This is a genomic window from Streptomyces sp. NPDC001985, assembly GCF_040296845.1.
Classification (GTDB): domain Bacteria; phylum Actinomycetota; class Actinomycetes; order Streptomycetales; family Streptomycetaceae; genus Streptomyces.
The window spans coordinates 157470-183412 of the sequence record NZ_JBEOYB010000003.1; the positions used below are offsets into that span (position 1 = coordinate 157470).

At 72.8% G+C, this 25943-nt stretch carries 16 protein-coding genes; 3 read left to right on the forward strand and 13 right to left on the reverse strand.

Annotation, left to right across the window (positions count from 1 at the left end; translation table 11 throughout):
• Window positions 1-154: 154 nt before the first annotated feature.
• A complete protein-coding gene (locus tag ABT122_RS02310) occupies window positions 155-1354 on the reverse strand; it encodes an acyl-CoA dehydrogenase family protein (protein ID WP_351543988.1) in 1200 nt (399 codons plus the stop codon).
• A 458-nt stretch (window positions 1355-1812) separates the two neighbouring features.
• Here ABT122_RS02310 and ABT122_RS02315 point away from each other — a divergent pair, with 458 nt between their 5' ends.
• A complete protein-coding gene (locus ABT122_RS02315; RefSeq protein WP_351543991.1) occupies window positions 1813-2406 on the forward strand; it encodes an LmbU family transcriptional regulator in 594 nt (197 codons plus the stop codon).
• 223 nt (window positions 2407-2629) lie between these two features.
• Here ABT122_RS02315 and ABT122_RS02320 read toward each other — a convergent pair whose 3' ends face one another.
• The 4 genes from ABT122_RS02320 to ABT122_RS02335 are packed head-to-tail and all read right to left on the reverse strand — an operon-like array spanning window position 2630 to window position 11644.
• The gene (locus ABT122_RS02320; RefSeq protein WP_351543994.1) at window positions 2630-3724 is read right to left on the reverse strand and encodes a methyltransferase; all 1095 of its coding nucleotides are present in this window, start codon (window positions 3722-3724) and stop codon (window positions 2630-2632) included.
• Window positions 3721-7578, reverse strand: coding sequence for an SDR family NAD(P)-dependent oxidoreductase (locus tag ABT122_RS02325; protein WP_351543997.1), 3858 nt, complete (start codon window positions 7576-7578; stop codon window positions 3721-3723). The genes ABT122_RS02320 and ABT122_RS02325 overlap by 4 nt, the downstream gene beginning before the upstream one ends.
• Before the next feature lie 3 nt (window positions 7579-7581).
• Window positions 7582-8343: a thioesterase II family protein gene (locus ABT122_RS02330; protein ID WP_351543999.1), complete on the reverse strand. Its 762-nt coding sequence runs from the start codon at window positions 8341-8343 to the stop codon at window positions 7582-7584.
• A complete protein-coding gene (locus ABT122_RS02335; protein ID WP_351544001.1) occupies window positions 8330-11644 on the reverse strand; it encodes a non-ribosomal peptide synthetase in 3315 nt (1104 codons plus the stop codon). Before ABT122_RS02335 ends, ABT122_RS02330 begins: the two co-directional genes overlap by 14 nt.
• Before the next feature lie 92 nt (window positions 11645-11736).
• On the opposite strand from ABT122_RS02335, the gene ABT122_RS02340 reads away from it, so the two are divergent.
• Window positions 11737-12912 (forward strand): acyl-CoA dehydrogenase family protein, encoded by a 1176-nt coding sequence (locus ABT122_RS02340; RefSeq protein ID WP_351544004.1) that lies wholly within the window; start codon window positions 11737-11739, stop codon window positions 12910-12912.
• Between the two features lie 95 nt (window positions 12913-13007).
• Here ABT122_RS02340 and ABT122_RS02345 read toward each other — a convergent pair whose 3' ends face one another.
• From ABT122_RS02345 to ABT122_RS02380, 8 genes are all read right to left on the reverse strand, one after another.
• On the reverse strand, window positions 13008-13208 hold the full coding sequence (locus tag ABT122_RS02345) for an MbtH family protein (RefSeq protein ID WP_351544007.1): 201 nt from the start codon (window positions 13206-13208) through the stop codon (window positions 13008-13010).
• A 126-nt stretch (window positions 13209-13334) separates the two neighbouring features.
• A complete protein-coding gene (locus ABT122_RS02350; protein ID WP_351544009.1) occupies window positions 13335-16481 on the reverse strand; it encodes a condensation domain-containing protein in 3147 nt (1048 codons plus the stop codon).
• Between the two features lie 123 nt (window positions 16482-16604).
• The gene (locus tag ABT122_RS02355; protein ID WP_351544011.1) at window positions 16605-19715 is read right to left on the reverse strand and encodes a non-ribosomal peptide synthetase; all 3111 of its coding nucleotides are present in this window, start codon (window positions 19713-19715) and stop codon (window positions 16605-16607) included.
• Window positions 19712-20773 (reverse strand): methyltransferase, encoded by a 1062-nt coding sequence (locus ABT122_RS02360; protein ID WP_351544014.1) that lies wholly within the window; start codon window positions 20771-20773, stop codon window positions 19712-19714. Before ABT122_RS02360 ends, ABT122_RS02355 begins: the two co-directional genes overlap by 4 nt.
• A gap of 7 nt (window positions 20774-20780) precedes the next feature.
• Entirely contained in the window at window positions 20781-21530 is a 750-nt protein-coding gene (locus ABT122_RS02365; protein WP_351544017.1) for a tryptophan 2,3-dioxygenase family protein, read from the reverse strand.
• Between the two features lie 9 nt (window positions 21531-21539).
• Window positions 21540-22787: a pyridoxal phosphate-dependent aminotransferase gene (locus ABT122_RS02370; RefSeq protein ID WP_351544020.1), complete on the reverse strand. Its 1248-nt coding sequence runs from the start codon at window positions 22785-22787 to the stop codon at window positions 21540-21542.
• A 17-nt stretch (window positions 22788-22804) separates the two neighbouring features.
• Window positions 22805-23686 (reverse strand): class I SAM-dependent methyltransferase, encoded by an 882-nt coding sequence (locus ABT122_RS02375; protein WP_351544022.1) that lies wholly within the window; start codon window positions 23684-23686, stop codon window positions 22805-22807.
• A gap of 75 nt (window positions 23687-23761) precedes the next feature.
• Complete coding sequence (locus tag ABT122_RS02380) at window positions 23762-24526, reverse strand: SDR family NAD(P)-dependent oxidoreductase (RefSeq protein ID WP_351544025.1); 765 nt, start codon at window positions 24524-24526, stop codon at window positions 23762-23764.
• Between the two features lie 287 nt (window positions 24527-24813).
• On the opposite strand from ABT122_RS02380, the gene ABT122_RS02385 reads away from it, so the two are divergent.
• Entirely contained in the window at window positions 24814-25857 is a 1044-nt protein-coding gene (locus tag ABT122_RS02385; RefSeq protein ID WP_351544028.1) for an acyl-CoA dehydrogenase family protein, read from the forward strand.
• Window positions 25858-25943 lie beyond the last annotated feature (86 nt).

Sequence of the window (25943 nt, forward strand, 5' to 3'; positions counted from 1 at the left end):
GAATTTCCCTGTGCAGCGCCTCACCTTCCTCTGTCGGGTCGACCGGCACAATCCGCCGTTCACGCGGACACGGGAATGCGGCCGTTCAGCGTCCCCGGCGGTTCACCGCGTCTCGCCGGCGAGACCGGAGGGACGGACGGGAGCACCGGCGGCCTCACACCCAGGTCGCGGGGTCGACACCGAAGCCCAGCTCCACCCGTCCGCAGAGGGTGTAGGACATGTCGGGCTCCAGGAGCTTGTGCGTGGCCAGCGTGTTCAGATCGCGCTGGGCGCGCTGGAACGGGGAGTCCAGGAACTGGCCGCGTCCGCCGAGGGCCTCGCACAGCCGGTCCGCCGCGGACCGGGCGGCCCCGACCACATAGCTGGCCGTCCGGCGGCAGGACGCCCGCTCGGCGGGGGTGTAGGTGCCCCCCGCTCCGTAGGTCCGGGTCAGACGCGTCACCGTCTCGTCGAGCAGCAGCCGGGCCGCGCGGAGTTCCGCACCGGCCCGTCCGATCCTCAACTGCGCGCCCCGGGTGTCCTCGGGACGGGCGTTCCCCTGGGCGGCGATCCTCTCCCGCAGATGGTCCCGGAGGTCGTCGGCCAGGGCGAGCGCGGTCCCCAGGGACACGGCAGCGGCGGCGAGGACGAAGGTCGGGATGAGCGGACAGCGGTAGAGGGGGCTGTCGTGCACGGCCGCGCCGGGGGTCGTGCCCTCCACCATGTCGAGCATGCGCACCGACCGCCGTTCGGGCACGTACCGGTCGGTGACCTCCATGTCGTTGCTGCCGGTCGCCCGCATCCCGCTGGTGTGCCACACATCGCGCACGGCCACCTCCGACATCGGCAGGAGGAAGACCCGGGCCTCGGGCCCGCCGCGTGTCTCGGCCAGGGCGCACATCATCGCCCAGTCGGCGTGCATCACCCCGCTCGCCCACGACCACCGGCCGGTCAGCCGGTATCCGCCGGGAACGGGCCGGGCCCTCCCCTGCGGGGGAATCGTGGCGGGTATCAGACCGTAGGGCCGTTCCGCGAAGACCTCCCGCTGGGTCTCCTCCGGGTACATCGCGACCATCCAGTTGTGCAGCGCGTAGTTGAACATCACCCATGAGGTCGAGGCGCAGCCCCGCGCCAGCTCCGTCGTGGCGCCGACCAGTGTGCCGAAGTCGAGTTCCCGTCCGCCGAACCTGCGGGGCACCAGCAGTTCGGGCAGACCGCTCGCGACGAGATCGGCGACCGTCTCCTCCGGCAATTCCCGCAGTTCCTCCGCATGACCGGCCCGCTTGGCGACGGCGGGGGCCAATGCGCGTGCCGCCGCGAGCAACTCTTCCCGCGGGTTCTCCTCGACGTTCCCCGGATTCTCGACCTGAGCCATGGTGAACCCTCTCCGAAACATGGATGGACTTCGCTCCCGGCCCGGCGCACAACAGCCGGCGGGCCGCCTTCCGCGTGCGTGCTCCTTCCCCGGCGAACGGCCCGCCGCCGCGGACGGGCACGCGGACGGTTCACCGAGTGGCCGCCGGCCCGGTGGACGCGTCCGGCGCGTTCACGGGGTCCCGACCGATGACGCCCGGAGTGGCCCGGCGACCGGTCGCCGAAGGCTCTCCTAGCGAGATGCGAAGGGAAAGTCAGGGACGGGTGTCATGCTCACTCCAGTACTCCTGCCCGTCAACTGTTCATGATGGAGAGGGTGAAGGTATGCAGGTCTCCGACCTCCGAACACCAACCCCGACAACAGGAAACGAACCCGGTTCGAGCACGGTGAACTCCGCGGGAGCGAATCAGCCAACCATTTTCCAGATCGGAAGGGAAACGCTCCCGCGGAGCACCGGAATGCTCTTCAGATCAGACATTCCCTTCCAGCGCTGGATAAGGATCGGCAGGCAGCTCACACGGATATCGGAGTCCTCCGGCTGGTGGCTGGGGGATTGGCTGGTCTACGGCGAGAACTCCTACCCGGACCGCTACAGGGAGGCCGTCAAGCGCACCGCCCTGGACTATCAGACGCTCCGCAACTACGCCTGGATCGCCCGGCGGTTCGACCAGTCCCGCCGCCGGGCGGCGCTCAGTCTGGGGCACCACATGGAGGTCGCCGCGCTCACCCCGGCGCAACAGGATCTGCTGCTCCTCAGAGCGGAACAGGAGGGCTGGTCGCGGAATGTCCTGCGCAAGCAGGTGCGCCTGGCCAAGGGGGCGGACCCGGCCCCGCTCCCCGCCCCCGCCACGGCGCCCGCCCTCACAGCCCGCGCCGAGCACCCCCCGGGCAGCGCCGCCGACCCGGAGCGGCCGGAACGGGTGGTCGCTCTGCGCACCACACCTGACCAGCGCCAGCGCTGGCACCGTGCCGCTGAGCTGATGAACACCGATCTCACCGAGTGGGCCGCGGCCGTGCTCGACGGGGCCGCGCAGACCGTACTGGAGAACTAGGGAGTCTCTTTCGGATCGGGCCGGACCGGTGAGCGGGGTCCGGTGCCGTGGATCGCGAGGCGGAGGAGGGAGCCCACGCGGAGCGCCGGCGACCGACGGCAGCGCGGCGAGGCGCGGCACCAGGGCTCGCGAGCCCGGCACGATCCGAAAGAGACGACCTGGCGGCACCCGCCGGCCGGGGCCGGGTCCGCCTCCGCGCCACCCCCTCGCGGGGAGCGGAGGGTCAGGGCGGATCACCGGCCCCGGCCGCCGGGACGGACCGGTCCGCCGGGAAGGACCGGTCCGGGACGGGCTCGGCGGCGTCCGATGACACACACTCGACCAGGACCAGCCCGGCGGCCGTCGGTGTGGCCGACCGCACCGACAGGCCCGCGGCGGCGGCCAGTCCGCCCACCTCGTCGAGTGTCCGCTCCCGCCCTCCCATCAGGGTCAGCATCCGCAGATCCACCAGCGTGGCCTGCTCCTCGGCGGGGCCCGCCCCCAGAATCCACTCCACCAGGAGGACCCGGCCCCGCTCCCCGCCGGCCCGGGCACACCGCCGCAGGATCGTCAGCGCCCGCGCGTCGCTCCAGTCGTGCAGGACGTTCGCCAGCACATACACGTCGCCGCCGTCCGGCAGCGGGTCGAAGAAGCTGCCCTCGACGACATCGCAGCGGCCGTCCAGCCCCGCCGCCCGGATCAGCTCCCGCGCCTTCGCGGCGGTGTCGGGCTGGTCGACGAGTGTGCCCCGCAGCCCCGGGTGGGCCGTCAGCAGCCTGCGCAGCAGTTCGCCCCTGCCGCCGCCCACGTCCACCACGTGCCGCACCGACGCCCAGTCGTAGCCGTCGGCCACCCCCGGCCCGAACCACTCGGCATTCGCCGCCATGAGCGCGTCGAAGGACGCGACCCGGTCCGGGTCGGCCCCGATGTCGTCCCAGAACGGCTGCCCGTACAGGCCCTCGTAGACGGGGGCCCCGGTGCGGACGCTGTCCAGCAGACCGGTGAAGGTGAGCTCCATCCGGCCCGCCATGCCCTGGAGGTCGAGCCAGGGGTGCAGCCCCATGGGCGCGTTGGAGCGCAGCAGATACGCGGGCGGGTTCATCGCGTACACATCACGCTCCGGCTCGGTGAACAGTCCCCGGCAGGTCAGGAAGCGCAGCAGTCTGCGGAGGGCGTCCGGTTCGGCGCCCGCCGCGGTCGCCAGCTCGGCCAGCCGGGTGCGGCCGGAGGAGATCAGGTCCGCCAGCCGGAGCGTCGCCGCGACCCGGATGGCCATGGGGGTGGCGAGGTCCGCGGAGGCGATGAGGTCGAGCGGCTTCGACGGGGTGCGGTCGTTCATCCCCGGGCCCTCTCCCCGAAGGCCGACGTCAGATCGCGGACGGTCGGGTTCTCGTACAGCAGGCTGACCGAGTGGTCGGTGCCGAAGAGGTCGTTCACCCGCGTCATGATCTGAAGGGCGCGCACGGAGTTCCCCCCGAGTTCGAAGAAGCCGTCGTCCCGCCCGACCCGGGGCACCGCCAGCACCTGGCTCCAGGCGGCGGCGACGCCGCGCTCCCGCTCACCCTCGGGGGCGGAGAACCGCCGCCGGGCGAAGGACTGCCGGGCGGCCGGGAGCAGACCCGCGTCGACCCGCCCCTGGGCGTCCCTGGGGAGCCGGGCCATGACAGCCACGCGGTACGGGCCCACCGGGCCGAGCGCCGTGCGCACCGCCTCCACCAGCGTGTCCGGGTCGGCCTCCGGGTCGGTCGGGGCGATGGCGACGACCATCTCGCCGGCCTCCAGCTGTGAGTGCTCCAGCGCGCGCTGGAAGTGGGGTTGTCCCGCGTCCCCTCCGATCAGCACATACGGCTGGTCCTGGGCGAGCGCGGCGAGCAGCGACGCGATGCCGCGCTCCGGAGCGATGGTCAGAAAGCCGCGCCGCCGCGCCGCCGCCGCGGTCGGCGCCCCCGTGTTCATCCCCGTGCCCTCCCACATGCTCCACGCGAGGCAGCGCACCGGCCGGCCCCGGGCCGCCCAGCTGTCGCCGAAGGCGTCGAGCGCGCTGTTCGCGGAGGCGTACGCGACGAAGGAGCTGCCGCCGAAGAAGCCGTTGACCGAGGAGAACAGGACGAGCAGCGCGCCGGGACGGTCGAGGAGCAATTGTCGCAGGGCCCAGGCGCCGCCGACCTTCGGGTGGGCCTGGTCGAGGAACCGGTCCACCGACTCGCGCGGCACGGTGTGCTCCTCCAGCCGGTCCCACTGGGCGGCCACCGGCTCGCCCGCGAGGTGGAAGACGCCATCGAGAGGGCGGCTCCAGGCCGCTTCGGCCGCGGCGACGGCGGCGCTGAGCCCCTCGGCGTCGATGGTGTCCGTGACCGCGTAACGGACATCGCCGAGTTCGCCGAGTTCCGTGTACCGGCGGGTCGCCTCGTCGTCGCCGCCGAGGGTTCGGCGGCCGACGACGAGGAGCCGGGCCTGATGGGCGGAGAGCAGATACCGCGCGACCTCGAAACCGATGCCGCCGAGTCCGCCGACGAGAAGGTAGACGCCCCGGGACCTGATGGTTCCGGTCGCGGCGAGCCCATCGGGCTCGGGGACCTCCCGGAGGCGGGGTGCCACGCGGGCGCCGTCCCGTTCGGCCACGATGGTCTCCGTCGCGGGGAGGCCCAGTTCACGGGCGACGGCCGCCGCCGCGTCGCTCACCGAGTCACCGCTCAGGTCCAGTTGGCCGACCGCGCGCAGACACTCCTCCTCGGCCGCGGTGCGCACGACTCCCGCGATGGCGCCCTTGCACCAGTCGACCCGGTCGTCCTCCCGCACCCGGTGCGCTCCCGAGGTGACGACGAGGAGCCGGGTACCGGCCGCGCCGGCCGCGACGAGCGACTGGAGGCACCACAGCACACTGATCGCGCCGCGGTAGAGGTCGTCACGGGAGTCGTCGGCGTCCGGAGGCTCGGGCCAGCGCGGCAGCGCCCAGGCGTGCACCACGGCCTCCGGTGCGGCGCCTTCCCCGGCCAGCGTCTCGATCAGACGGACGCAGTCCTCGCGTGCGGAGGGCCGGAGGGTGAAGGTGTCGGCGCCGGTGCGGGCGAAGGCGTTCCCCCGCCGGACGGTGACGACGCGGGTGCGGGGGAAGCGGTCTCCGAGCGCCGCCGCCAGCTCTCCCCCGCTGTCCTCGAACAGCAGCAGAGGTCCGCCGCCCCCGGTGCTCGCGGACACGGGCGCCGGCACCGGCTGCCAGACCTTGGTGTACGTCCACGGGCCGGGGTCGTCCGGGGCGGCGGCGCCGGTGGCCGCGACGGACCCCAGGCGGTCGTCGAAGCGGCCGGCGAGCAGCGCGTCCCTGAGCGCCCCGCGCTGAATCTTGCCGCTCTCGGTCTTGGGGAACTCCTCCTCGGGAACCGGCACGACCAGGTCGGGCCGGAGACCCATCTCACGGGCCAGGGCGACGCCGACCTCCCGCGCGACGCGGGTGTGCTCGGCCGGTTCGGAGGAGAGCGGGACGTAGAACACGGCGACCCGGTCGGTGCCGTGGTACGGATCGGAGATGCCGCAGGCGGCCACACTGGAGACCTTCACTCCGGGGACCCGGCCGGCGACCGACTCGATGTCGTGGCTCGGATAGTTGCCCCCGTTGACGATGATCAGGTCCTTCGCGCGGCCGGTGAGCGTGAGCCGGCCGTCCTTCAGGAAGGCCAGGTCCCCGGTGTCGAACCAGCCGTCCTCGGTGAAGGACTCACGGTTGGCCTCCGGGTTGCCGTAGTAGCCGTTCAGCACCGTGGTGCCACTGACCTGCAACCTCCCGACCCGGGACTCGGGCAGGACCCGGTCGCCGTGGTCGACGATCCGCAGCGACACCCCGGCGATGGGCGGCCCCACCTCCGTGAAGCTGACGGCGTGCGGGGCGTCCGCCGTCACGAACGCGAGGTCTCCGTCGAGGGTCCGCTGATCGATGCTGACCACCCCGGTGGTGTCGTCGTCGCGGTCCATGCGCGCGTAGGTGACACCGGAGGAGGTCTCGGACATGCCCCAGCAGGGGACCATGGAACCGCCGGACAGCCCGTGGGGGGCCAGCAGCCGCAGGAAGCTCCGGGCGGTCCGCGCGACCACCGCCTCGCCCGCGTTGCAGATGTTGCGCATCGACGAGAGGTCCCAGCCGCCCTCGGCGATGGCGTCCGCGCAGTCGTTGACGAGGGCGAAGGCGAAGTTGGGGGCCCAGGTGTTGGTGGCACCGTACCGTTCGATCCAGTCGAGCCACCGGGTGGGACGGCCGACGAACGCCGATGTCAGCGCGTTGACATGGGCGCATCCCAGGAAGACATCCCGCACGTTGTACATGACGATGCCGCCGACGTGGTCCAGCGGCATCCAGTTCAGGGACACCTCATCGGGTCCGAAACCGTTCGCGACGGCCGTCGCCCAGGTGCGCGCCGCGATGGTGCGATGGGGGTGCTGGACGCATTTGGGCACCCCCGTGCTGCCCGAGGTCAGCAGGTTGAGGGCGATGTCGCCGGGTTCGGCCGGATGGATCTCCGCGGCCGGCGGGGACTGTTCGAGCCGCTCCAGTGCCGCGGTCCGCACCCCGGCCTCGCCCCAGAGGCCGGCGAGCCCGGCCACACCGGGCAGCAGCGCCTCATCGGTGACGATGAGCGGATGGTCCAGGAGCTGCCAGGCGCCGTGCAGCCGGCGGGTGGTCGCGTTGTGCTCGCGGTAGGTGGGGGCCGCCCCGACCGGGGTGGGCAGAAAGCCGCCGAGCACACAGGCCCAGAAGGCGGTCACGAAGTTCCGGTTGTCCTGGAACTGCAGCAGCACCGACTGGCCGGGAGTCAGCCCCTCGGCGCGCAGCCCGCCGAGCACCCGGGTGGCCTCGGTGAGCAGCCGGGCGTAGGACTGGTGGTGCTCGGTTCCGTCGGAGCGGACATAGGTCGTGCCGCGCTCCCCGTGGTCCCGGGCCGCGCGCACCAGGGCCTGGGGCAGTGTCGCCGGCCAGTCGTCGGCGGGTGCCGGGCCGGTGCCGTGGGCGAGAGCGGGGCGGGGGTCGCGGCCCACCTCGGGGACGGGGGCCGCCGGGCCGGGTCCGGCGACCGCGCCGCGCCGGCGCAGCCGGACGATCACCTCGGCGTCCGACACCCCGGGGACCCGGCGCGCACGGCCCGTCAGTTCGGCCAGCAGCTCCGGGTCGGGCGGTTCCGTCGGGGCGGATACGAGAGCCATGGATCAGACCTCCAGTTCGGGGACGCCGAGCGCCGAGGTGATCAGACGGGACAGCTCCGCCGGCGCCTCGTCGAGGAAGAAGTGCCCTCCGCTGATCGGGTGGTGGGTGAACGGTCCGGTCGTGTGGTCCTCCCAGGCGGTGAGATCCCCGGTCCCGAGCTGCTCGTCCCGGTCTCCTCCGATCACCGTGACGGCACAGTCCAGGGGCGGTCGCGGACGGTACGCGTACCGCTCCCACAGCTGGAAATCGGCGCGTACGCCGGGCAGCAGCAGCTCCATCATGCGGTCGTCGGCCAGGACGTCCGGTGCCACACCGCCCTGGGGGCCGAGCCTGCTGCGGAACTCGGCGTCGGGCAGGGTGTGCAGCGCGGTCGCGTGCCGCTCGGCCAGGTGGGGAGCGGCCTGGCTGCCGAGGATCAGATGCGGGATCCGCAGGCCGTGACGGGTCCGCAGCTCCCCCGCGACTTCGAAGGCCAGCAGCGCGCCCGCGCAGTGGCCGTAGAGCGCCACCGGGGTGGTGAGATACGGCTTCAGGGCGATCGCCAGGGTGCGGACCAGCAGATCCAGCCGGGTCAGCGGCGGGTCGAAGACCCGGTCCTCCCGGCCGGGCAGTTGAACCGCCACCACTTCGACCGTGTCGGGAAGGAGCGCGGGCCATGCGGTGAAGACGGAGGCGCCCGCGCCGGCGTACGGCAGACAGACGAGACGCCAGGACGGACGGGTGCGGGGAAACCGCCTGATCAGAGGGGAATCAACGCTCAGCATCGCCGAACCGTTCGCGCGTCATCTCCGCGATCTCCTCCTCGGACCGCCCTTCGACCTCGGCGAGCGCCCTCAGCAGCCCCTCCTGCCGCGACCGCTGGGCGACCACCGCCCGGTCGACCGTGGCGGCGACCCCGGCGACAGTCGGGTCCTGGAAGAAGTCGGCCACGGGCACCTCGACGCCGAACGCGGCCCGGAGCCGGGGAATGACCCGGAGCGCCTCAAGACTCGTACCGCCGATGGAGAAGAAGCTGTCCCGCAGACCGACACGCGCCGCCGCCAGCAGCGGGACGAAGACCTCGCCCGCCACCCGGCGCTGGGTGGGAGTCCAGTCCCGCTGGTCGACCTCGTCCTCGGTGGCCTGGAAGGCGACCGGTGGCAGGTTTCTGACGTCGAGTTTGCCGCTCGGGGTGAGCGGTATGGCGTCGACGAGGCTCACCAGGGACGGCACCATCGGCCGGGGCAGCTTCCCGGCCACCCACTCGCGCAGGCCTTCGGAGTCGACGGTGGCACCCGGCAGGGGCGCCACGTGGGCGACGAGCACTGTCTCGCCGGCGGGGGTGTGCGCGGTCACCACGACGGCCCGGCTCACCTGCGGGTGCGCGTCGAGGACGGATTCGACGGCCCGCAGCTCGATGCGGATGCCCCGCACCTTGACCTGCCGGTCGACGCGCCCGCGGAAGACCAGGTCACCGTCGGGTGTCCAGTCCGCCAGATCGCCGCTGAGATACATCCGCGAGCCGGGAGGGCCGTACGGGTCGGGGCGGAAGCGCTCGGCGGTGAGGTCCGCGCGGCCCAGATAGCCGCGGGCCAGTCCGTCACCCGCGATGGCCAGCTCTCCGGGCACCCCCACGGGCAGCGCGGCGGACTCGCCGTCGAGGACGTAGGCGCGGTGGTTGGCCATCGCCCGGCCGATCGGCGGTGAGGTGTCCCAGACCCCGGTGCAGTGCTTGGCCACCACGGTGACGGTGCACTCGGTGGGGCCGTAGCCGTTGTGGAAGGCACGTCCGCCGGCCGCCCAGGCGGTGGTGAGCTCGCCGCTGAACGCCTCGCCGCCCACGAACGCGACCCTGAGCGCGCGGTACCGCTCGGGCTGGAGCAGGCCCATGACCGCGGGCGGCAGGTCGATGACGGTGATCTCCTGATCGATCAGGACACGGTCGAGCGCCTCGGTGGAGCGCTTCTCGTCCTCGGTGGCGAGGTAGAGCCGGGCTCCGCTGAGGAGGGCGCCGAAGATCTCGAAGACGGAGACGTCGAATCCGAGGGAGGCGAACTGGAGCACCCGGTCCTCGGGGCCGAGGGCGAACATCTCCTGGACGGTCCGGATGAAGTTGGTGGCGTTGCGGTGTTCGATGAGCACGCCCTTGGGCCGGGCCGTGGTGCCCGATGTGTAGATGACATAGGCCAGGTTCCCCGGTGTCACCGGCACGGCCCCGGGCGTGGGTCCGGCCGCCGGCCGCGCGGGCCCGTCGAGGTCGACGACCTGCCAGGGCCCCGGTGGCACCCGGTCCCGCAGAGCGCTCCGGGTGATCACCGCGGTCGCGGCCGAGTCGTCGAGGACCATGCCGATCCGGTCGTCGGGGTACGCCGGATCGAGCGGCACATACGCTCCGCCGGCGGCGAGGACACCGAGCAGCGCCTCGACCATCCACGGTCCCCGGTCCACCAGGACCGCCACGCGGTGCTCGGGCCCGACTCCGGCGCCGCGGAGCTGTCCGGCGAGCCTCTCCACCCGCTCGGCCAGCTCTCCGTACGTCATGGTTCCCGTGCGCCAGACCAGGGCCGGCGCGTCCGGGCGGAGCCGGGCCCGCTCCAGGAAGGTCTCGTGCAGGAGGGCTTCGCCGCGCGGGGTGCCCGGGGGGTTCCAGGCGGTGGTGACCTGCCTCCGCTCGGCGGGGGATGTCATCGGCAGTGCGGTGTGCCGTGATCCGGGCGCGGCGAGTCCGGCCCGCAGAAGGCGCTCGTAGTGGTCGAGCAGCTGGGCCGATCCGCGCTCGTGGTACAGCGAGGTGGCGTACTCCAGTGTGAGCGCGGGCGCCGCGGGGTCGAGCCGTACGCGCAGGAGTGCCTCGAAGGTGCCGCCCCCGGTGGGGATCTGCTCCAGGCCGATCTCCAGCCCGGCGGCCCGGCGGCTGGGCCGCGGCGCGGGGTCGACGGCGAAACCGAGCTGGACCAGGGGGAGGCGGGAGGCGTCCTGGTCGAAGCCGGCCGCGTCGAGTATCCGCTTGAAGGGCACCGCCGCGTGCTTCCTCGCCTCGTCGAGCGCCGTGTGGCACCGGGCCGCCAGCTCGGCGAGGCCGTGCGATCCGGCGCAGTCCAGGCGCAGGGGGAGCAGATTGCCGCAGTCCCCCACCACGGTGTCCGCGCCGCCGGGTCCGACGCGCACCGGTGTGCCGATGACGAGGTCGTCCTGCCGGGTGTACCGCGCCAGCAGGATGCCGTAGGCGGCGAGGAGCACGGCCTCCGGGGAGACCGCGAGGCCGGCGGCGAAGGTCTCCACGGCGGCGAGGAGTGCGGGGTCGAGGTCGCGGGTGACCTGGTCCGACGCGAGGTCGAGCGTGCCCGGCCTGGTGTGACCGGTGGGCAGTTCGGTCGGCTCCCAGCCGATGAGCCCGTCGCGCCACCAGTCGGCCGACGCGGCGCCCGCCGCCCCGTCGACGAACCGCCGCTGCCAGGAGACGAACTCGTTGAAGCCGCCGGCCGGCGCCGCGGGGGCCGGGGCGCTCCCCCGGGCCCGGGCGGCGTAGCAGTCGGCGAGCCGGTCCCGCAGGATGCCCAGCGACTCGGGGTCGGCGACGAGGTAGTGGGTGACCACCATCAGCAGATGCCGGTCGGGGGCGAGGGTGAACAGCCTGGTCCTCAGCAGGGGCCCGGTCTCGAAGTCGAGCCCGTAGCGCAGCTCATCGGCCAGCGCCTGACCGAGGTGTTCCCGCCGCCGGCCGGCGTCCAGGTCGCTGATGTCCTCCGGGCGGAGATCCGGTGCGCGGTGGGACAGGACGCGGCGGTCGGGCACCTCCCCGGCGGGGAAGACCGAGCGCAGCACCGGGTGCTGCTCCAGGATGTCGCCCACCGCGCCGCGCAGCGCGCCGTGGTTCAGCTCGCCGGTCAGGTGGAGATGGAAGGCCAGCTCGTAGCCCGCGTTCCTGCCGATCCGGTTGAGCACGCACAGCTGCTCCTGCCGGAACGAGAGGAGGTCACCCGGGGAGTGTTCGGCCACGGTCTCGCTCAGGCGTTTGAGGAAGCCTCCCCGCCTGCTCTCCGGAACCCTCTTCAGCCGTTCGATGATCTCGTTCTTCTTCTCCATCTCACCACTCCACGTATAGACGGGGCGGGCATCGATGCATAACTTCGATCGTCACACCGGGATTCCATCGGACGCAAGACAGAAGGAGAGGCATGGATTTCACAGTGCCGGAATCAACCAACCGCATCCGCAGCGAAGTTCGGGAACTGCTGGAAAGCGATCTCCTGCAATCCGAGCTTCGGTCCATCGCCGATCGCGAGGACGGTCTCGACGGCGACGCCCGGGAATCGTATCGCCTTATGGGCGAGCGCCGGCTCCTCGCCGCAGACTGGCCGCCGGAGTACGGCGGACAAGGTCTGGGATTCACCGAATCCGCCGCCGTCGTCGAGGAGATGGCCCGAAAGGGCATTCCGCTCAGCCTCTACTTCATCACGGTCCAGATCGTCGGGAGACTGCTGCTGAGCCGGGGCACCGCCGAGCAGAGGGAACGCCTGCTGCCCGCGATCGCGCGCGGCGAGCTGTTCGCCTGCATCCTCTTCACCGAGCCCGGCGTCGGCTCCGACCTGGCCGCGGTCACCACGCGCGCGGTGCGCGACGGGGACGGCTGGACCCTCAGCGGGCACAAGCGGTTCAACCTCAAGACGTCCTACGCCGATGTCGCGCTGTGTGTGGCCCGCACGGAGCAGAACACCAACCGGTACGAGGGGCTGACCCTCTTCCTCGTCCCCCTGGACCACCCCGGGGTGCGGGTGCGGCCTCTGCGGAGCCTGGCCGACGAGCACTTCCACGATGTGCTCCTCACCGGTGTCCGGGTCGGCCCCGAGGCCGTCGTGGGCGCCCCCAACGCGGCCTGGTCCCTGATCAGCGCCATGTTCGCCGGCGAGCGCAGCGGCTTCGACTACTACGCCCGCGGCCTGGGGTGGATCGAGAGGGCGGCGGAGATCCTGCGCTCCGGCCCCGCTGACGACCACGCCCGTGTGGGGCTGGCCCGCCACTGGGCCCGGCTGGACGCGGGACGGCTGCTGGCCCTGCGGGTGCTCCAGCGGCTGCACGAGGGGGAGCCCGACACCACCGAGGCGTCCCTCGCCAAGTGGTACTGCAGTCAGACCGCCCAGAGCACCGCGTGGTGGGCGGCGGAGACGCTCGCCGGGGCGGGGGACGATCCGCTGCTGGCCCCGGCCAGCCGCGAGGCGGCCGGCATGACCATCTCGGGCGGTGCCTCCGAGGTGCTGCTGGAGACCATCGTGGCCGCGCGGCTGCTGGACAGCTCCCCGGGGGAAACCCCGGGGAGGGCGGCTCCCGTTCCGCTGGAGCCGCCCTCACCGTGACGCGCCGGCCCCGGCGGGACGGGGGTCCCACGGGTACGGGTACGTCCACACGCCCCGAGGGGGTCGTGTGGACGTACCCGGCCGGCCGGCGGCCGTCACCCCTGGCGACGGCGCAGACTGAGCGGGCGGAGATCGACCCAGACCTCCGCTATGTGCGCGAGGCAGTGCTCCTTCGACCCCGTCACGCCCTGGCTCCGCCATCCATCGGGAATGTCGCGGTCGCTGAGCCAGATCGAATACTGCTCCTCGTGGTTCATCACGACGTGATAGGTCCGGTCATCCTGATCACCCACCATGCTGGGCCATTCCTCTCTCTTGTCCGGTGCTTCTTTACGGGAATCGTTCCCGTGCCCGGCCGGAATCATCAGTAATTGCCTCGTGAAGCTTCCCGCAGCGGTGGTGCGCCGGATCGCTTCCGGGAGTCACACGGACATGTCGAGTCCACCCGAACAGGTGGAGATCCGCCGTCCCGGGTCAGCGGTCACCTCTTCCAGCAGGGTCCGCAGTTCGACGAGCCGGCGCATTCCGGTCTCCCTCCGCCAGAGTGCCGTGTTCATTTCCAGCCCCAATTGCATCCGGTCCTCCTGGGAGAGCGCGTGGAACGACATCTCGTAACGGGATGTCTCATGGCTGACGAAGTCGTAGCCGATCCGGCAGCCGGGGAGGTCCAGGGGGAACCACCCGGACAACTGGAGCTCGCAGGCGATGGTGAACAGCGGCAGGCGGTTCGGGCGCCGGGCCGGACGGACCGCTTCGACGATCTTGGACATGGGAAGCGTCTGGTGCTCGTACGCCTCCAGCAGCGCGTCCCTGACCCGGCGGACGAGCCGGCGGAACGTCGGGTCTCCCGAGCAGTCGACGCGCAGCGGGACCGCGTTCAGGAAACAGCCGATGAGCTGCTCCGACCGGGGCATGCCGCGGTTCTCGCAGGGGACGCCGATGACGATGTCGTCCTGGCCGCTGAGCCGGTGCAGCAGCGCCACCACCGCCGCGACATAGGCCATGAACGCGGTCGCCCGCTCCTCGCGGGCCACGGCTGTCAGCTCCGTCAGTGTCCGCGCCGACGCCGGCTCGTAGAGGTAGTCGCCCTCGAAGGTGAGGGTGTCCGGACGCGGGTGGTCGACGGGCAGCTCCAGTTCGGCGGCGCCGCTCAGGGTCCGCCGCCAGAACCCTGTCAGCCGGTCGCCCTCGGGGCCCGACAGATGCTCCCGCTCCCAGGCCACATAGCGGGAGAAGGGGAACGGGAGCGCGGGGAGCCGGTGCGGACGGCCCTCCAGACGGGCCCCGTACACCTCGCTCAGCTCCCGCATGAACACGGTCATCGACACCTCGTCGGTGAGGAGGTGGTGGAAGACCAGGGCCACCAGGTGTTCGGTCGCGGTGATCCGGGCGACCCGGGCGAGGAGGAGGGGGCCCTCAGTGAGGTCGAAGACGTGGTAACCGGCATCCCGGCGGAACTGTTCGACGGCGGTGTCCCGCTCGGGCCCGGGGAGCGCGGAGAGGTCGGTGAGCGGCACGGGCAGCGTCAGCTCCCCCGCGACGCGCTGCATGGGCTCGCCGCCGACCTCCACGAAGGTGGTGCGCAGCGTCTCGTGGCGGGCGACGACCTCGTTGACCGCGTCCCGCAGCGCCGCGACATCCAGCGGGCCGTGCACGGAGACCACCAGCGGCACCGTGTGGGTGAGCCGGCCGGGCCGGAGCTGCTCCATCAGCCAGAGCTGGAGCTGGGAGTGGGAGAGCGGGGCCAGGAAGGACGCTTCGGAGGGGGCGGGGCCGGGCGCCGCGGCCAACCCGGGGGAGGACGCGGCCGCCAGATCCTCCTCGTCCACCAGTCCGGTGAACTCCTCGTCCGAGAGCGCGCCGAGTTCCCTCAGCCGCCGGGACAGACCGGGGTGCAGCCGGCTCACCTCGGCCGTGAACTCCGCGAGCGTGGAGTGCTCGAAGACCGTCCGGATCGGCACCCTCACCCCGAGCGTCGTGTGGATGCGCTCCGTGAACCAGGCGCTGAGCATCGAGTGGCCGCCGCTCCGGAAGAAGTCGTCCCCGGGTTCGGCGCGCGGGACTTCGAGCACCGCTTCCCACAGGTGGGCGATGGCGGCGAGGAGGATCTCGTCCACCGGCTCCACCGGCTCCACCGGCTCCACCGGTTCGCCGGCGCCGGTGGTGCGGAGGGGAGCGGCGACCGGAGTCCCGGACCGGCCGGGGGTGGCCCCGGGCGGCGGCGCGAGTTCGCTCAGCCGGAGCGCGGGGTCGCGGGTCCACTCGCCGAGCACCCGCCCGTAGTCGCTCATCACCGAGGCGACGCTCCCGTCGTCGAGGATGCCGGTGTCGTACTCCACCCAGACGCTCACCTCCTCGCGATCCGTCTCGGACTCCACGATGGTGTCGAGGCGGCCCCGCCCGCGCGGCACCTCGAACGGGACGACCCGCAGCGCGCCCCAGACGCTGGTCGCGGCCGCCCGCTCCTTGGGCAGGAAGAGGTGCTGGATCAGGGCGTTGCGGCTCGGGTCGCGCGGCGGACGGACGGACTCGATCACCTTCTCCAGCGCGATCTGCCCGTGGTCCACGGCTTCCAGACAGCGCATGCCGCACCGCCGCAGCAGCTCGCCGAGGTCGGGGTCGCCGGAGAGGTCCAGCCGGACGGGCACCGTGTTGGAGATCAGGCCGACGACCCCGGCCAGCTCGGGGCGACGGTTCGCCACGAGCATGCCCAGGCTGAGGTCCCGCTCCCCGGTGGCCCGCGACATGACCGCGGCGTAGGCCGCCAGGGAGGTCATGTAGGGCGTGGCACCGAGGCGGCGGGCCGTCTCCCGCAGCCGGTCGCCGAGCCGGTCGCCGAGGACGAACTTCTCCCTGCGTCCGCGCACCCCCTTCACCGGCGGACGGGCCAGCGCGGACGGCAGCTCCAGCACGGTCCTGGCGCCCGTCAGGGTGTGCCGCCAGTAGGCGATGTCGTCGTCGAGGTGGCCGGAGCCCAGCAGCGAGCGTTCCCACCGGGTGTAGTCGGCGTACCGCAGCTCCAGGGGGACGAGCGGCGAGGGGTCGCCGGCGTCGAAGGCGGTGTACAGCTGCTCCAGTTCGGCCATGAGGATGCGGCCGGACTCGACGTCTCCGGTCAGATGGTGGAGGGCGAGCACCAGCGCGTGGTCCTCGTCGGCGACCCGCAGCAGCAGCGCCCGGAACAGGGGGCCCGCGGACAGGTCCTGGGGCCGCTCGACGAAGTCGCGGGCGAGGGCGAGGACCCGCTGTTCCGCGCCCTCGGTGCCCTCGGCGACTTCGGTGCCCTCCGCACCGGGGTCCGCCGGGTCCGGACCGAGCGTCAGGACGTCCGCCACGGTGGGGAGCACGCGCTGCACCGGTGCCCCGTCGACGAAGGGGAAGACGGTGCGGAGCGCCTCGTGGCGGTGGACCAGCTCGCTCAGGGCGCGCTCCAGGGCAGCCGGGTTCAGCGGCCCGTACAGCCTGACCGCGATCGACTCGGTGTACAGCGCGTGGTCCGGGTTGAGCTGCTCGGCGACCCAGAACTGCTCCTGCCGGAACGACATCGGCGCGGTGGTGTCGGCGTTCACTGCCTGTCCTCCTCTACCCCTTGTCCTGCGTGTGTGAGCGGTGTCCGTCCGGGTGCCGCGGGGAGGGGAACGGCTCCGCGGCGGACCCCGCTCACCGATCCGGCCCGGTCCGAAAGAAACTCCCTAGGTCCCCCGCAGCGGAGTGACGGCCGGCAGCGCGGGGGCGGTCCCCCGCGCTCCGTCGCTCTTGATCAGCCCCGCCAGTCCGGCCGGGGTCGGCAGCAGGAAGAGCTGGCGCAGCGACAGCCGCACCGGCATCCGGTCCTGGACCATCGTGATCAGGGTGCTCGCCTGGAGCGAGCTGCCGCCGAGTTCGAAGAAGCTGTCGTCCACACCCACCCGCTCCACACCGAGGACCTCCGCCCAGAGTCCGGCCAGGGCCCGCTCCACGGTGTCGGCCGGCTGCCGGTAGGGACGGCTGGGACGCCAGTCCTCCCAGCCGGGGGGCGGCAGCCTGGAGCGGTCGATCTTGTTGCTGGCGTTGGACGGCATGGTGTCGAGGACGACATAGGCGACCGGGACCATGTACTCGGGGAGCCGTTCGGCCACGTACTCGCGCAGCTCCAGCGGTGTCACCGGCTCCCGGGAGGTGACACAGGCGACGAGCTGGGGCCGGCTGCCCGGGCCCGTCACGGGGATCACCGCGGCCAGGCTGATCCCCGGATGGGTGAGCAGGGCGGCCTCCACGTCCCCGGTCTCCACGCGGTAGCCCTTGATCTTGAGCATGGACCCCGCCCGGCCGCGGTGGTCGAGGAGGCCGTCGGGGCGGTACCGGCCGAGGTCTCCCGTGCGGTACATCCGCGATCCGGGCGGGCCGAAGGGGTCGGGCCGGAATGTCGCGGCGGTTCCCTCCGGGTCGCCGAGGTACCCCAGGACGACGCCGTCTCCGCCCACCCACAACTCGCCGACCGCACCGGGTGGCACGGGGCGCTGGTCGTCGTCGAGGACGTAGACGCGCGCCATCGGCGCCGGGCTTCCCACCGGCGGCGGCCACGCCCGGTCCGCCGCGGTCGCGGTGGCGGGGGTCGGGCCTCCGGTCCACGGGTGGGTGGGGCTGGTGATCTGCATCGCCTCACTGGAACCGAACGGCGGGGAGATCGAGAAGGGCACATCGGGCGGTGCCCACCGGTGCAGTTTGTCGCCGCCGACCACCACCGTCCGCAGCGCGGCGCCGGCGGGCCAGCGCAGGCTCTGGATCGCGTCGGCGATGGGGGCGACCATGAACGACTGGGTGATGCGGTGCTCGACCATCCAGTCCCGCAGCAGCGGCGGGGAGGCCACCGTGTCGCGCTCCGGTATGTGCAGGCTCCCCCCGGCGGCGAGCAGCGTGCCGACCTCGTAGAAGGAGATCCCCGATCCCGGTGGCGCCAGCCAGGTGCCCCGGTCCGCCGCGGTCGTGCGGTTCACCTCCAGCAGGTGGGCGCAGGACAGGGAGAGCACCCGGTGCGGGGAGAGGATCGCCTTGGGGCGGCCGGTCGAACCCGAGGTCTGGATGATGTAGCCGAGGTCGTCGATGCCGATGGGCTCGTCGAGGTCCGCGTCGGCGTGCCGGTCGATCGCCGGCCCGTCGCGGTCGAGCAGCAGCAGGGCCGCCCCGCTCTCCGGCAGGCCGCGCACCGTCCCCGACCGTCCGATGATCACCACGGGCGGGCTGGCCGCCACGGCGAGCTCCAGACGGGCGGGGGGCGCGTTGGTGTCCAGGGGCACGGGGAGCGCCCCGAGCTTGAACGCGGCGAGAACACCGACCAGCCATCCGGGCGAGCTCTCCAGACAGATGCCGACGACGTCCTCACGGCCGACTCCCCGCACCCGCAGCTCGCGGGCCAGGCGGTTCGCCGTCCGGTTGAGTTCCCCGTACGTCATCCGGTCGGCGCCCCTGCCGATGGCGAGCGCGCCGGGGCGCGCCGCGGCGTGCTCCTCGACCCAGCGGTGGACGGGCCGGGCGCGCTCCCGTACCTCCGCCGCCTTCCGGGGGTCGCCGCGGAAGGCGGCGAGATCGTCGTCGGACAGCATGTCCAGGGTGCGCACGGGCACGTCCGGGCGGGTCACCGCCGCGTCCAGCAGGGTCAGATAGTGACGCGCGAGCGCGGCCATCGGCCCGGGGTCGTGGAGCGCGGTGCGGTAGCTGAACCGGGCGGTCCGCGGCAGCGGTGCCGTCTCCACCGTGAGTTCCAGGTCGAACTCGCTCTCGGCGGGGTCGAGGAACCCTCCCGTCCAGCCCTCGGGCAGGCGCGGCGCGGGGCGGACGGCGAAGGCGACATTCGGCAGCGGCGACTCGTCATCGGACCGGCGGAACAGCCCCGCGAGGACACCCACCGGGACGGCGGGCCCCCGGGCCGCGTCCGCGCGCTGCCGGGCCGTCTCGGTGACCAGGCCGCCGAAGGTGGTGGCGCGGGTGAGCCGTGTCGCCACCGGGACCAGATCGGTGTGGGACCCCACCACCGGGCCGTGGCGGCGGCGGTCGAGCGCGACGCCCACCATCAGCCGCTCCTGCCCGCCGTAACGGTGCAGGAGGGCGTGGAGAGCGGCCAGCAGCACGGTCTCCACGGGCGTGCCGAGGCTCCGGGCGAGGCTCTCCACCCGCGCGGCCAGTGCGGTGGGGATGGGGACGTCGTGGTGGGACACCGCCCCGACGGCGGCCCCGCGCCGCGGAATCCGGGTCGGCAGATCGACGACCGGGGGGCAGTCGGCCAGTTCGCGCGCGATCCGTGCGTGGACCTCGTCGACGGGCACCGGCGGTGGGTCCGGCGCGACCGCTTCCGGGCGCGCGGGACCGGCCGGTCCGGCGGCCCCGGTCCGCAGGGACTCGGCCACCTCGGCCAGCAGGGCGGGGATCGCGGCGTGGTCCAGGACCAGCCGGTGACCGGTGAGACCGAGCACCGGGCCCTCGGGGGTCCGGACGACAAGGGCGCGCAGCAGCGGCCCGGACGCCGTGTCCAGGGGGTGCCGCGCCCGCTCGCCCACGAGCGCTTCGGCGGCGGTGCGGGAGGCGGCGCTCGCCGTTTCCACGCGGGGTGGGCCGCCGGGGGTCAGGACGAGCCGGCCCTCGTCCGTCTCCCGGGCGCTTCCCGTGAGATGGGGGTGGCGGACCGCCAGCGCCGCCAGCGCCCGGTGCAGCGCCGCCGCGTCGGCGGTCTCCGGCAGCCGCAGGGCCACCGCGATGTGGTTCACCGATGTGGGGGTGGATGTCTCGTACAGCCGGAATCGCTCTCGCAGCCCGTCCACGAACGTCATTGCGGCACTCCCTCGACGATGCTCATCATTCCCTTGACGGCGGACTCTCCCGATTGGGCGGGGACGATCCGGCGCAGGGACAGGCCCGCGGAGTCCAGCAACGCGCGGTACTCGTCCCCGGTGCGCTCCCGGCCCCCGGTGTGGACCAGCATGTTGAGGTCGCAGCCCGTGGCCGTCCGGCTCGCGAGCCCCGGTCGCACCCGGCCCGGCAGAACGATCTCGACGAGCAGGAGGACGGCGTCCGGCGCCATGGCGCGGCGGCAGTTCCGCAGGATGCGACCGGCCCGGTCGTCGTCCCAGTTGTGGATCACGCTCTTCAGCAGGTAGACATCGCCACCCGCCGGGACCTCGTCGAAGAAGTCCCCGCCGGCGCAGCGGCAGCGGCCGGCCAGACCGGCGCCGTTCACCGCGCCCCGGGTCCCGTCGATGACCTGCGGCGCGTCGAAGACGATGCCCCGCGCGGCCGGGTTCGCCCGCAGAATCGCGGTCAGCAGACCTCCCTTCCCGCCGCCGACGTCGACGATCAGCTCCCGTCCGGTGAAGTCGTACGCCTCCACGACATCGGCGGCGACCGGACCGGCCAGTGCGTCCATCGCCCGGTCGAACACCTCGGCGGCGGCCGGGCGGCCGGCGAGATACGCGTACACGCTCTCGCCGTACGCGTACTCGAAGGCGGTCCCCCCGCTCCGCACGCTGTGCAGCAGCTCCCCCCAGGAGGCGCGTTCCGTCGGCCCTCCGTGGTGCAGCGCGACGGCCCGCAGGGAACCGGCGGCGTTCGCGCGGAGGTGGCCGCCGAGGCCGGTGAGGGAGAAGTGGTCGTCCCCCTCGTCGTGGACCACGCCCACGGAGGCGAGGAAGCGCAGCAGGCGGCGGAGGGCGGGCGGGTGCGTCCCGGTGGCGCGGGCCAACGCGCGGTAGTCGTGCGCGCCCGGCGCCATCCGGTCGGCGAGTTCGATGCCCGCGGCGACGTGGAGCGCGCCCGAGACATAGTGTCCGGTGATCATCCGGAACAGGTCCATGGGCGTTCCCGCCGGGTCGGTGCGGTCCGTGGAGGTCATCGGCGGCTCACCTCGGTTCCGCGGGGACGGCCCGCTGCCGGTCCAGCCGCGCGCCGGGGCCGCTCTCCCGGCCGGTGAGGGCGAGGGCGCGCGCCCGGGTCAGCTCCGGGAAGACGCTTCCCACCCGTTCCCTCAGATACCGGGTGCCGGCACTGCCCCCCGTGCCCGGGAGGTCGCCGAGCGTCCGGGCGACGACATCGAGGTGGCGGACCTTCCACTGCCAGATCAGATGTCCCACTTCGAGCAGCGTCTCGGCGATGCGGTACAGCGGACCCGCCGTGTGCCCCTGGCGGTAGACCTCCTCCACCGTCATCCCGTGTCCCAGCACCGCCGCGACGAAGCTGTCGTAGAGGGGACCGGTCCCGCCGTCGAGCCCGACGACGCGGTCCAGATCGCGGAACTGACGGGACTCGGCGCCGCTCGCGCAGCCCAGGCGGGGCCGCAGCTCGGCGAAGCTCGCGCCCGGGAGCAGACCGAGCACGGTGAGGTGCTCGTTGAGGAGACGGTGGACCGAGACCACGCGCTCCAGGAACTCCAGGGCCAGCTCGGTCTCCATGCGCGGTGGTGCCATCGACTCCCTGGCGCCCTCCAGGTCGGTGAGGATCTGGCGCAGCCACAGCTCCGAGGACTGGTGCACCACGATGAAGAACGCCTCCGCGGCCCGGTCCCTCGGTGACGCCTCGTCCGGCAGCACCGGACGCCGAGCTTCCAGCAGCTGTGTCAGCCCCAGGTAGCCGTGGTAGGTCCCAGCAGGCATCGGTACTCCTCATCTCTGGCCGGCTACGAGGTCCAGCAGTGACCGGACACCGCTCACGAGCTCCTCCGGGGGACCGCACAGCGCGAGCCTCAGCAGATGGCGGGCGCTCGGCAGCTCGTCCACGCCGGTCACGGTGGAGTCCCGCGCCATGACCGGGCGCAACGCGAATCCCCGGGCGGGGGCGACCGCGACATCGCACTCGTGGAGCAGCTTGGCGGCGAGGACCTCCGCCTCCAGCCCCGTCCGTTCGACATCGAGCACCGCGTACCAGCCCCCGGCCGGTGGACGGGTCAGCAGTCCGGCCTCGATCAACGGCGGCAGCGCCGTGTCGACGGCGTGCGCGACCGCCCGCCGGTTCTCCTCCGTCGCGGTCCTCGCCGCCAGCGCGGCCAGCCCCGCGTACTGCACCGGTGTCGCGGGCGAGACGATGTTCGCCTCCTGGGTGGTGCGCAGGGCACGCGCCGTCGTGGCGTTCGGTGTGACCACGTAGCCCAGCCGGTAGCCGGTCATCGCATAGCTCTTGGAGAAGCTGAAGGTCGAGAAGACCCGCCGCTCGGGCTCCGCGAGACCGGCTTCCAGTGACGCCGGGGAGAGATGGCGGCCGCGGTAGACGAAGTGCTCGTACGCCTCGTCGCTGATGAGGAACCAGCCCGACCGGTGGGCGAGTTCCACCAGCTGCCGCACGGCCGCCTCGTCCATCACCGCGCCGGTCGGATTGGCGGGCGAGTTCACCAGGACGGCGCGGGTCCGCGGGCCGGTGAGGGCGGCGAGGGCGTCCACGTCGGGCGTGAAGTCGTGGCGCAGCGGATAGAACACCGGCCGGAAGCCGGCGAGCATGATCTGCTGGAGATGGATCGGCCAGTGCAGTTCCGGCAGGAGGATCTCGGCGCCCGGAGCCGCCAGGGTCTGGAAGACCGCCGACAGCCCCTGGCAGGAGCCGGGGGTGAGGAAGACGCGGTCCGGCGAGGTGCGCAGGCCGTTCTCCTCCCGGAGCTTGGCGGTCAGCGCCTCGCGCAGCTCCAGCAGCCCCTCCGCCGATGTGTAGGCCGTGCGGCCGTCCCTGACGGCCGCGACGAGTGCCTCGCGCACGGTGTCGGGCGGCGCGAAATCCGGTTCGCCGACATGCAGTCGGATCGTCTTCCGGCCCGTCGTCCGCTCGCGTTCCTCGGCGGCCCGGAAGACCCCGTGGAGACAGGATTCCGGGATGGCGAGAGGCCGCAGCCGGTCCCCGGCGCCGGGTCCGCTGTCACTGGTCATGTGCTTCGCCCTCCCCATCAGGACTGCCGGGCGGCGGGAGCGAACTCGTAGACGAAGAAGCTCTGCAGCGAGGCGTCCCGCTGTCCGACGACGTTCTTGGACAGGGTGGTGAACCCGTTGAGCTGCAACTCCCGCTCCACGATGAGCGGCGAGATCTTGTGCTCCTCCTCGAAGGAGGTGGTGATGTCGTCCATGGCGATCTGCATCTCCGCGAGGGCGATGGTCCAGTAGCTGCCCTTGATCGCGCAGTCGATGACGAACTTGTACCAGTGCCACAGGGCCCGGCGGCGCCGGTCCTCCAGTGCGAGGGACCACTCGGGAAGGGCGCCCGACCGCTCATGGGCGGCGATGTCCTCGGCGCTGGTCAGCACATAGCCGTCGCGCAACTCGACCACCGGGGCCGCCGCGATGCGTGCCGCGTCCCGCTCGTCGCAGTACTCCGGTGCGAACTCGTCCCCCAGGATCAGCACTCCGCCCTCGCGCAGCAGCGCGCCGCTCTGCTCCAGATAGCTGTGCGGCATGTGGTGATGGGTGCCCCAGGAGATGATCACGTCGACCGCGTCGGACCACTCGCTGAACGGCTTATCGAATATCTCGACGTTGGGCCGGTCCTTCAGCCGGCCTCGGGCCTGCTCCACCATGACGGGTTCGATCTCATTGGCGACGATCCTGCTGTGCGGCAGCCGGTCGGCGAGCAGATCGCACAGGAATCCCGAGCCGGTGCCGACATCGATGATGTCCAGGTTCCGGCCGAGCGACGCGGCGCGCGCGGCCACCAGGCCGACGATCACATCGTCCCCGTCGCGCACATCCACGTGCCCGTCCCGCATCTGGGCGCTCACATCGATGTTCTGGAACTCGGGACGGCCGTAGACGGTCCCTTCCTCGGTGACTGACACCTTGTCTCCTTCTTCCTTGTTCCCGGGAGACGGTCGCTCTCCGGGAGGGGCGGGTCGCGCGACCGTGCCGCCCGATCAGGCGGTACGGCCTCCGTCGATGGGGATCAGCGCCCCGGTCACCCAGCCGGAGGCGTCGTCGAGCAGATGGCACACCCACCGGGCGACCTCGTCGGGGCCGCCGAAACGACCCATCGGGGTGGCCGCCACGAGGTCCTCGCGCAGGCGTGCCGTCCGTTCGGGGCCGAGACCGAGATCGTCGTACATGGGGGTCTCCACCGGGCCGGGGAGCAGGGCGTTCACCCTGACGGTTGGCGCGAGTTCACGAGCGAGTGAGCGGGTCAGACTGTTGAGGGCGGCCTTGGTGGCCCCGTAGAGGGAGCGGCCGGGCATGGACAGGACGCCGCCCACCGATGAGACGTTGACCACGGAGCCCCGGTGCTGCCGCAGTTGCGGCAGACACGCGCGGATCAGCCGCACGGGGCCGCTGACATTGACCGTGAACATGGCATCCAGGTCGTCCGGGGCCGCCTCGTCGATCGGCGCGAAGCGAGCGAGCCCCGCGTTGTTCACCAGACCGTCCAGCCGGCCGAAACTCTCCAGGGCGGCGGCCAGTGCGCGTTCGCCGGTCCCGGCCGCCCCGACGTCGGCCGGGACGACGGCCACCCGTCCGTGCTCCGGCGCGCCGGATGCCCCGAGCGCGGTACGGAGCGCGTGCAGCGGTTGCGCCCGCCGGCCCAGGACGACGACATCGGCTCCGGAACGGACCAGTGCGGCAGCCGTCGCGGACCCGATTCCGGAACCCGCGCCCGTGACAAGGAAAGCCTTTCCGACAAGGGACACCCATGGCCTCCGCGCAGATAAGGATGATTGCCGATTCACCGTAGAAGAAGCTTTTCCGGATCGACAATACCTTGCGATTGATTTTCTGACACGGGACGATGGCCGACAAGGGCGACCCCGGCCGCGCAACCCATCTTCCGGCGCGGGAATCCGTGCGTCGGACCGGGCCGCATCCGGCCTGGCGCGCGGGCGCCTTCGCACACCATGGTGTCACATTCGCACCTCGCCAGGAAACCCACTGGAATGGCGAAATTCAGGATTCACAGCGAGAGACTGGGATTCACGCTATGGACTTCATGCTCAATGAATTCGAGCGCCATCTCACCAAGGCCGTCGTGACGGCCCTGCACCAGGACGGCGACGCCTGGGACCGGCTGGCCGCCATCGACGCCCATGTGGTCGGGCTGCCCCACCGGGTGGACGGGCTGGATCTGGGGCTCGCGGCCGAGGCGATCGTCGCCCGTGAGCTGGGGCGGGCGCTGGAGCCCCTGCCCCGTCTGCGGGACGCGGTGCTCGCCTCGCACGTGCTGGCGCGGTGCGCGGACGCACGGTCGGCGGCCCTGCTGACGGACGTGGTGGCGGGGGCCCGCCGCGTGGGGTGCGCGGGTCCGCTGGAGCCGGACACCTCGGTGACGGTGGACTCCCGCGACCGGGTGCGGGGCACCTCGCCCCGGGTCGCGGCCGCCGCCTGGGATCTGGTCCTGGTCCGCGCGACCCGCTCCGGTGAGGACGTGCTGGTCCTGGTGGAGCCGGACGGTGAAGGAGTCGAGGCGGAGCTGGCCACGGCGGGCGAGCACGGAGGCGTACGGCTGCGATGCGGGGCGGCGCCCGGTCTGGTCCTCCCGGCCGGACCGGACCTCGGTCGTCTCCGGGCCGCGGAACGGGTGCGCCAGGCGGCGTTTCTGCTGGGTGTCGCGGACGCGGCGGTGGAGGCGGGCCGCCGGCACGCCAACCGCCGCCGGCAGTTCGAGCGGCGGCTGATCGACTTCCAGACGGTGGGCCACCGGCTCGCCGCGCTGACCGGCGAGGCCGACGGGCTCGCGCTGCTGCTGTTCGAGGCCGCGTGGCGGCTCGACTCCGGCGCCGCCCCCGGGCCGTATCCGGCACAGGTGCTGGCGGCCTCCGCGGAACTGGCCCTGGGCGCCGCCCGGCTGGCGATCCAGCTGCACGGTGCCCGCGGGATGCTGGCCCATGACCATCCGGCGCGGGCCTACCGGCTCGCCGGCGCGGAAGCGGTCCGGTACGGCACGCCCGCGCGGCTGTGGCGGGAAGTCGCGGCGGCCCGGCTCGCCGGCGTCCGGGACGGCACCGCTCGCCCGTCCGGCCGCTGACCCGGCCCCCGGCCTCGCGGCCCCCCCCCCGCGGGCGGGCGGCCCCCCGGGGGGGGCGGGCGGTTGGGGGGGGGGGGGGGGGGGGG